We start from the raw sequence: 4,965 nt of genomic DNA, 5'->3' as shown, positions 1-4,965 counted from the left end.
AGCATCATTTATTTAAGTTAGATACATATTATATGTACGAAGGCATTTCGTTTACACAAGATTCTTGACGCTACCAACGCTTTAATTGCGGTCTTCCCGAGCGTCTTGCTACTCCATTTCTTAGGTAAGGTAAAATCTTCACCTTGCTTGGGCTTCACAATGTAAAACTTCTGTTTATTTAAAACGGTCGCTTGCGGTGTTTCTAAGAAGACCTCGGCGGCTTTTTGGGCTTGCTGCTGATGATTGATTTGTTGCTTAATGGCTGCACTGCCAGTTAATTGCGTGGGAACATCAGCGATCAACTTTGCCACGAACTTTTTGATTTGGCTCAAAAAGTTATCCGGGGTGCGTTCTTCGGTACTGATTTGTTGTAACGCTTGCTCCCATTTAGCCGTCATTTCTGGGCTAGTTAGCAAGGGTTCGAGTTCGACTGCTTTACATAAAGTGATTCCGGCTTCACTGACGTGCAACTTATTCTTTTCAGTAACTAAGTAGCCGCGTTTCTTTAACACTTCCAGCACATTGGCCCGGGTCGCACTTGTCCCAATGCCTTGCACATCTTTGAGAATCGCCTGGGCTACTTCATCATCAAGCGTTTTGCCAGCGGTCTTCATGGCCGTAATCAGGGTACCTTCGGTAAAGGGTACCGGAGGTGTCGTTTCTTTTTGCGGCGTTTGCAGATTTGCTTGAACTTGGTCGCCTTGGTGAACGAGCGGGAGGGTGGCTGCCTCTTGCTGGTCGGCTTTGTGATCATCAAATAAAGCTTGCCAACCTTGCTTAGTTTGGACCTTACCCGTCGCTTTAAAATTGACGTCGCCAACTTGGGTAATAATGGTAGTTTCCTCGTACTCGTACGGATCAGCAAACATCGCTAACGTCGTTCTTAAAACCAAGTCATAGACTTGTTGCTGTAATTTAGGCAAGCTGGCCAGCTTCTCTTTCGTCGGGACGACTTTAGTCATAATAATGGCATAGTGTTCTTCAACTTTTTTCCCATCAACATAGCGTTTGTTCGGAGTGGTATTGGTTAAAGCGACTGGCTTAGAGACCAAACCCAGATACTTCGTCAGATTAGCCACTAAATAATCAAATTCTTCATCAGTGATATAAGCACAATCCGTTCGGGGATAACTCAGCAACTTGGCTTCATATAAACTTTGAATGGCCGCCAAAGTCTGGCTGGCACTGGCATGATAACGTTTATTCATGGCACTCTGGAGACTGGATAGTGAGAATAGTTGGGGACTAGCACGCTTTTTGTCTTGTTTTTGGACGTCCTTGATTAAACCGTCCTGCGAGCCTTTCTGAACGTGTTTAGCTTGCATGAATGTCATTAGCCCTGTTTCGTCTTTAAATCGCTGATAGGGGTCTAATTTTGCGACGAATTCTTGCTAATTAGCAAGAATTTCCGCATTTAGTTCAAAATAGGGTTCCGGCTTAAAGTTTTTGATTGCCTGGTCTCTTTGATAGACCATATACAAGGTTGGCGTCTGCACGCGACCAATTGAGTACACCCCGCGTACCCCGTTTTGTCTTAATAACAAAGTATATAAGGGACTACCATTCATACCAATTAACCAATCGCTAATTTTGTGATTACAAGTGCATGCCCCCATCTTCATGCCGGTTTCGAGTTTGGTGTTGCCGCTGCTTTTTCGTCATTTCCCACTCAGTTTCTTTTAGTCCACGTTCTTGCTTTTGTCGTTGGTAATCTTCATCACGAGCATATAGAACAGTCATGATCGCGTCACTAAAGGCCGTCTTTAAGTAATAGTCTGGACTAACTGGCTTGTAATTTAGCGGTTGATAATGTCCGATATTTGCTTTTCTGTACTGGTCGTCCTTGGCTTGTTGCCCTTTTAACTGCTTTTGGATTTTCTCGATCTGACTGTTCTTAATCGTCGGATCGGCTTTGCATTCGCCAAAAAAGAGTTGTTTAGTGCCATCATGCTTTAAAACCCGTTGTAAGTGATGATTTTCTAACTGATCTAAGCTCAGCTGTCCCGATAAATAAGCTAGTCCTTGTTGATGCTCTTGGGGACTGAACACCTGTGGTGGATTTGCTTGCCACTGTTCAATTGTTTCAGCCTGACATGGCTTTAAAACAGGATCATAGTACATCACGGCTGTATAGGCTTGTTCCTGTTTAATCAATGGCAATCCATCTAAATCGCCTTTGGGAAAGGCCCTTCTTAAAACTTCCTGGTATTGGGTTTGAATAACTTGCTTAACAGCCATGATTGTTCGCAAATCTTTGACTGCGCGAGTAATCTTTTGCTGCTCGGTTGGTGAATACTTTTCTAGTAGACCTTGATCAACGTGTTCTAGACTTTCTAAGCTATCATCATGAATCATCAGCGTATATTTAAGCTCGATTTTGACTTCCTTTTCTTGTTGCATTAATAACTTCCAGCCAACGTATGGCCGCTTGGTAAAGGTCAATAATTGTTGGGTCAACAAATCATCACGAATGTTCATTAAACGTTCGTTTAATTCACTACCCTTGAAAACTGTTTGTTCGCTATCGGTTTCCTTAATTAATTCTCGTCTTTCAGCTTGCGTGGTCTGTTCAAAATTAAGCTCTGGATAAAGTTTTTTAGTCGTGCGATCAACCACTTTATTTAAGAGTTCATCTGCTTTTTTGAGTGAGCTTTCTTGTTGGTTAATTGTCAATAATTGTTTAGTCACATCTTCACCAACCGCATGTTTAATTAGGGTGCTGTTTTTCCAATTAAATAGCATGCGCCGCTTATCATCTAAGTTCTCCAAACTGATATAAGTTTTCAGTTCATGGCTTAACTCTTTAACTACCCGTTTTTCATTAAACGAGAAGTGTTCACTTAGGCTATCTAAATGACCTCTATGGTTTACTTTTTCTTGGTTATTTTTATAACTGGCTTTGGCCTTGCGATAGTCCTTAACTTGTTGGTTAAATTCTTTTCTTTCATGCCGCTTACTATTGATTCCCTCATGTTGAGTTGGTGTATCATCTATTCCCTCCTCGATAAATGATTTTTCGCTGATCCGATCGGGAATATTTTTTTGCTCTAAAACTTGATTGACACTAACCGCCCAATTGTGCCGCCATTGATTGATTTTTTCTTTTTTATCCCAATCAACTAACCACACCTTTCTTGATCTTGGGAAACGACTATTTCCTGTATAAGTCTTGTTCCCATTTTCGTCTAATATGTTTTCTCGTTTACTTTTCAATCCCCACGTTCCGTCTGGGTTAAATGGACGGTTAGTTAACATCACATGAGCGTGCGGATTATCTGGGTGATCGCGATGAATTGCCACGTCGGCTACCATGCCCTCATCAACAAAATTTTCTTGCACATATTTTGTCAATAATTCTTTCTGTTCATCTTCACTTAATTCAACTGGTAGAGCCACGTTAAACTCTTTAGCGTACCGTGAGTTTGATTTACGGTCTTTTCTTTCTACTTCGTTCCATAATTTCTCTCTATCACTCGCCCATTCTGGCGCATTCTTTGGTGTCAAAATAAAGCTTTCTGGCATAACCGACCGAGCATAAAAATAACTTCGACCTTCTTTTTGATCGAATAATTTTTCGCCACTTCGATAACTTGCTCCAGCAATTGCACTTCTTCCTTTTCCAGCACTAATATTACTAAAGTTCATGTGAAAAATCGCCATGTCGGTCACCACCTTTCTTTGGGTTTATGGGTTTGCTTTTGTTGTCGCCAACGGCGACTTCTGATACAAGGGTTTAGCACAATAACACAACCAACTTTAGTTGTTGTGTCTAAGTGCGCATTGACCTCATTTCACTCGGTCTGCTGATTCTCCTGAATTTACTTTTAGTGTATGCCCTCCGCTTTGCTATTTCAACTATTATACTTTGGCTTAGCGTTTCCCTTATGATATAGTGTCGGTGATTATTTTAAGATGATTGGAGGGATAATTGTGACTCAAAGTAACTTAGAAAAACAAGAAGCTAAATTAAAACAGCTTAATCAAAAGATTAAAGCTGAAAAAAGCAAAATTGAACAAAGCCTTGGTAAGGAAATCATTAAATCATCTAATTTGAATTATGCAACACTGACCACTCCACAAATTAAAATGATTGCAAAAAAAATTGCCGCCTTTTTAAATCAAGATCAAAATAACCAATAATAGTTAGGTGGTAATGACTATGCCTAATCAATATGAAAAACTAGTTGAACAACAAGCGCGTTTAAAACAAAAAATTGAGCGGGAAGATTTTAAATTACGGCAATCTAAATATTATGAAAGTCGGCAAGACCGCAAAGATCGTTCTCGCCGATTAATTCAAAAAGGAGCTTTGCTAGAAAAATACTTCCAAGCTGATAACCTTTCGATCGAACAAACCGAAGAGCTTTTAAAAACATTCGCCGATTACGTTAATGCCCATAAACCGAATAAACTCAAAAACGATCAACCTAATAACTAGGCCGATCGTTTTTATTTTCTGGATCATTTTTAGGCTTTACTTCTGGGTTTTGATCTGCAAAATTTTGTAACTGCTTTTGCACCTTTTCTGGATAAGTAATATTTTGGTTTATCCAAGGAAAATGCCTCAAATCGTTCTTAAAAACTTGTCCCTTCTCTCTTGCATAAACAGAGGTAAACTTTTCGCTATTATCATAGATCATGACCTTATCAGATTTAAAGGCCACTAATGGCAAATTATGTTTGGATTGCTGATAACGTTTCTTGATCGTTGCCACTGGAACACCGTGGCCACCTTTTTGTACCCGTTCGTTGACCCTTTGGATAGCTAAATTTTCATCTCGCAAAGCAACATACAATAAAGTCACTTCAAAGCCATTTTTGTGAGCTTTGTCAATCAAATTGATTTGAGCTTTTCCTCTACCTGCCAGTGTTGTTTCTACGTGAATACTTGGTAGCGTCAAGAATCTTGTGTAAACGAAATGCCTTCGTACATATAATATGTATCTAACTTAAATAAATGATGCT

4 protein-coding genes and 1 pseudogene are annotated in these 4,965 nt (G+C 39.9%); 2 read left to right on the top strand and 3 right to left on the bottom strand.

What is annotated here, in order from left to right:
* Positions 1 to 17: 17 nt before the first annotated feature.
* Positions 18 to 1,592: pseudogene (locus tag NGM66_RS13995) on the bottom strand (DNA topoisomerase); the annotation flags it as partial.
* 4 nt (positions 1,593 to 1,596) lie between these two features.
* Positions 1,597 to 3,660 carry a MobQ family relaxase gene (gene mobQ, locus NGM66_RS13990; protein WP_258115830.1) on the bottom strand — a complete coding sequence of 688 codons (2,064 nt, stop codon included), beginning with the start codon at positions 3,658 to 3,660 and terminating at the stop codon, positions 1,597 to 1,599.
* A 252-nt stretch (positions 3,661 to 3,912) separates the two neighbouring features.
* On the opposite strand from mobQ, the gene NGM66_RS13985 reads away from it, so the two are divergent.
* Both NGM66_RS13985 and NGM66_RS13980 read left to right on the top strand, forming a co-directional pair.
* The gene (locus NGM66_RS13985) at positions 3,913 to 4,140 is read left to right on the top strand and encodes a hypothetical protein (protein ID WP_159271159.1); all 228 of its coding nucleotides are present in this window, start codon (positions 3,913 to 3,915) and stop codon (positions 4,138 to 4,140) included.
* A gap of 19 nt (positions 4,141 to 4,159) precedes the next feature.
* Positions 4,160 to 4,438: a hypothetical protein gene (locus NGM66_RS13980; RefSeq protein WP_110140168.1), complete on the top strand. Its 279-nt coding sequence runs from the start codon at positions 4,160 to 4,162 to the stop codon at positions 4,436 to 4,438.
* Here the strand turns inward: NGM66_RS13980 and NGM66_RS13975 are convergent.
* On the bottom strand, positions 4,428 to 4,940 hold the full coding sequence (locus NGM66_RS13975; protein WP_258115831.1) for a zeta toxin family protein: 513 nt from the start codon (positions 4,938 to 4,940) through the stop codon (positions 4,428 to 4,430). The two genes, NGM66_RS13980 and NGM66_RS13975, sit on opposite strands and share 11 nt — an antisense overlap.
* Between the last annotated feature and the right edge of the window lie 25 nt (positions 4,941 to 4,965).

This window comes from Levilactobacillus yiduensis (genome assembly GCF_024718525.1).
In the GTDB taxonomy this organism is placed as follows: domain Bacteria; phylum Bacillota; class Bacilli; order Lactobacillales; family Lactobacillaceae; genus Levilactobacillus; species Levilactobacillus yiduensis.
This window is presented reverse-complemented; position numbering and strand designations above follow the sequence as displayed.